This is a genomic window from Oscillibacter acetigenes (assembly GCF_025567605.1).
GTDB lineage: Bacteria > Bacillota > Clostridia > Oscillospirales > Oscillospiraceae > Oscillibacter > Oscillibacter welbionis.
The window spans coordinates 241227-244920 of sequence record NZ_JAOQKG010000004.1; the positions used below are offsets into that span (position 1 = coordinate 241227).

The following is a 3694-nucleotide window of genomic DNA, read 5'->3' on the forward strand; positions in this document are numbered from 1 at the left end:
GGGCCAGAATGCTTCGGATTTCCTGTTGGGAAGTGGGGACAAAAGCATCCCGCGCCAGCTGCAGCAGCCGCTCCCGGCCGATGGGCTGCCGGGCCTCTGAGGCCTGATACAGCTGTTCCAGCACAAAGCGGAACACATCAGAAGAAGGCTGCTGCGGCGTCTCCGGCAACTGCCGGATCGGCGCCTGCGGGGCTCTGTGGAACACGGTGGGGGGCAGGTCCTCCATGGTGATGGGATCGTGGCCGGTGTAGAGAAAGTACTCCACTACGTTCCGCAGCTCCCGGATGTTGCCCGGCCAGGAGTAGGATTTCAGAAAGCCCCGCACCTGAGGCGTCAGGCGGAAGCTGCCGCCCAGCTCCTTTTGGAACTGCTCCAGGATCAGGAACAGATCGTCCCCCCGCTCCGACAGGGGCGGGATGACGATGGGCAGGGTGCTGAGACGGTAATACAGATCCCGGCGGAAGGTGCCCTCCGCCACCTTCCGCTCCAGAGACTCGTTGGTGGCGGCCACGATCCGCACGTCGATGGGAATGATGGAGGTGCCGCCCACCCGCATGATCTCCCGTTCCTGCAGGACCCGGAGCAGCTTGACCTGAAGAGCCGGACTCATGCCCTCCACCTCGTCCAGAAACAGCGTGCCCTGGTGGGAGATCTCAAGCAGGCCCAGGCGGCCGCCCTTTTTGGCGCCGGTGAAGGCCCCCTCCTCATAGCCGAAGAGCTCGCTCTCCAGCAGGTTTTCCGGGAAGGCCGCCACGTTGATGGCCACGAAGGGCCCGTTCCGCCGCCGGGAGGCCCGGTGGACCGCGTGGGCGAACAGCTCCTTGCCGGTGCCGGTCTCGCCGATCAGCAGGATGGGGCTCTCGCTGACAGCCATCCGCCGCAGCACCTCCTTGGCCTTCTGGATGGCATCCGACTCCCCGATCACATCCTCAAAGCCGTACTTGGCGCGGTAGCCCTTGTGAAGCAGCTGGTTGCGCAGCTGGCTCTGCCGGGCCTCCACGTCGTTGAACCGCTGCAGGATGGCAAACGCGCCGATGCAGGCCCGCTGCCGCATCACCGGCACCACCTCCGCGCTGACGTTGATGCCGTTGAGGCGGATGATTTTGGCAGGCAGCCGCTCCCGTTCCTGTAAACATTTCGAGAAGGGGAGATAGGGGAAGACCTGAGAGGCCGGCTTGCCCATCACCAAGTCGGCGCTGGTACGGGTGATTTCCTCCGCATGGCGGTTGCAGGCGAAGACCTCGCCCCGTTCGTTGACGCCCACCACGCCGTCCTCCAGCGTCTCCATTAAAATATGGAATTGGCTCTCGAGCCGGATGGAGCGGGCGAACATCTGGTCAAAGCTGTAATTGCTGGTTGCAATCGATTGGAAATAGGTCTGGAACTTCTCCGTCTCCAGCAGATGCTCCAGCCCCAGCCGCAGGGCGATCTCGATCATCATGCCGGAGGTGCAGGCCCGCTGTCCCACGTCGATTTTGGTCTCGATCTCCTCCGGCACATAGCGCATCTCGTCCGGTGTCACTGCGATGTGCACATCCCCCGGCAGCTCTGCCCCGGGATAGAAGGGAATCCAATGGACGTGGGTGATGCCGAACTGCTCCAGCTGGGCGATGGCCTCCCGGGCCATGGTCTCCGTCATGTTGACAAACAGCACCCGGCTGCCGGCGGGCAGTTCCTTCAGCCGCCGCAGCTCCTGCCAGCGGAAGGAGGCCTGCACCGCCATGGTCTGACTGTCGATAGGCACGTGGCGGGCCAGCTCTTCCGGCGACCCAAAGGCGTCCGTGGAGGCGGCAAACAGATCCGCATGGGGCAGCATGCCCATGGCGCTCCCGTCCATGACGGAAAACACCGAGACATCCGCCACCTCTCCGAACAGGCCCTCCACATCCCGTCCATAGGAGCGGGCAGCTCTGGGGTCCAGCGCAATGATGGAGATTGCCTTTTTTTCCACGCAGCTCACCTCCCAATTAACCATTTACTTTGACCATTTTCCCATAATTCGCTCTCCTTTACAAGGGGGGAGAGGCTGTTTTTTCAGGAAATTCACGGGGGAAGCAGTTGGCACGAGATTTGCTTATCTTATCAGGTTGAATATGTTGCGGGCCATTGGAGATTCGCCTGGATACAGAAAGGAGCTTCCCTCATGATTACGAAAGAAGAACTGCTGACCCTGCTGCGGCAGGAGGTCGTCCCCGCTCTGGGATGCACGGAGCCGGTGTGCGTGGCCCTGGCCACCGCTGACGCCAGCCATGCCATCGGCGGAGACATCGTCTCCATCAAGGTGGAAGTCAACCCCGGCATCTATAAGAACGGCATGAGCGTGGGCATCCCCGGCTTCTCCCGGGTGGGGCTGAAGTACGCCGCCGCTCTGGGCGCCTGCTTGCACAACCCGGAGAAGAGCCTCCAGCTGCTGGAGGACATCACCCCCGCCGTCAGCGACGAGGCCATCCGGCTGGTGGAGGGTCGCCATGTGGTGGTGATGATCAAGCAGGAGGAGACACAGTTGTATGCCCGGGCAGAGGTAATCACCACCGCCGGCATCGGCATCAGCGAGATCCGGGGTACCCACTCCAACATCGTCCTCACCGTGCGGAACAACGACGTGCTGGTGAAGAAGGAGTATGCGGCCGGTGGACAGGATGAGCTCCATGAGCGGCTGGCTCCCATGACTGTGGCGGAGATCCGCGCCCTGGTGGACCAGTGCAGCGAGGAGGAGCTGGCCTTCATGCTGGATGGCATGGATATGAATGAGAAGCTGGCCGACTTCGGCCTGGAGCACACCCTGGGCGTTGGCATCGCCACGGCCCTGAAGAAGGCAGACCTGCTGGGCGACAGCTTCGCGGCCAACACCATGCTGCGGGTGGCCAGCAGCGCCGAGGGCCGCATGAGCGGCTGCCCCTACGCCGTTATGAGCAGCGCCGGCAGCGGCAACCACGGCATCACTGCCATCATCCCTGTGGTGGAGCTGGCCAAGCACCTGGGCTCCTCCAAGGAGCAGCTGGAAAAGGCGCTGGCCTTTTCCCACACCCTGAACGTGTATATCAAGATCTTCACCGGCAAGCTGTCTGCCACCTGCGGCTGCGGCGTCTCTGCCGCCACCGCCTCCGCCGCGTCCATGGTGTGGCTGATGGGCGGCAGCGATGAGCAGATCGGCAAGGCCATCATCAACATGAGCGGCAACCTCACCGGTATGATCTGCGACGGCGGCAAGATCGGCTGCGCCCTGAAGCTGGCTACTGCCACCAACGCCGCCATCATGTGTGCCCAACTGGCCATGAGCGATGTGGTGCTCCAGTCCACGGACGGCATCTGCGGCAAGACGCCGGAGCAGGCCATCCGCAACATGGGCCTGGTCAGCACCCCCGGCATGGTGGAGACCGACAAGACCATCCTGGACATCATGATGAAGAAGGACGCCTAAATGTATGCGCCTGCGTCCTTCAAAGCCGCCCGGCGGGAAACTCCCGCCGGGCGGCTTTTTTCCGGGGTTGATTTTTCCGGCGAAATCCCCTACCATAGGAGTATCTTAAGCAGCGCGGTGCGCTGCGGAAAATGGAGTGAACAGGACAGCCGGGAGGAACTGCTGATCCCTTCTGCCAGGAGACCGTCCGCATCCCCGGCCCCTCCGGCCGGGAGCAGGGGGTGGCAGAACTGGTACAGTGGGAAGATGGAGGAATCCGGCTTCGACGAGGTC

General features: G+C 62.8%; 2 protein-coding genes. One reads left to right on the plus strand and one right to left on the minus strand.

What is annotated here, in order from left to right:
• Positions 1-1951 (minus strand): sigma-54 interaction domain-containing protein (locus tag OCV80_RS09995; protein WP_267288386.1); only part of this gene is annotated, 1951 nt, incomplete at its 3' end.
• Between the two features lie 192 nt (positions 1952-2143).
• Between OCV80_RS09995 and OCV80_RS10000 the strand changes: the two genes are divergently transcribed.
• Positions 2144-3421 (plus strand): L-cysteine desulfidase family protein, encoded by a 1278-nt coding sequence (locus OCV80_RS10000; protein ID WP_136890740.1) that lies wholly within the window; start codon positions 2144-2146, stop codon positions 3419-3421.
• Positions 3422-3694: the final 273 nt, after the last annotated feature.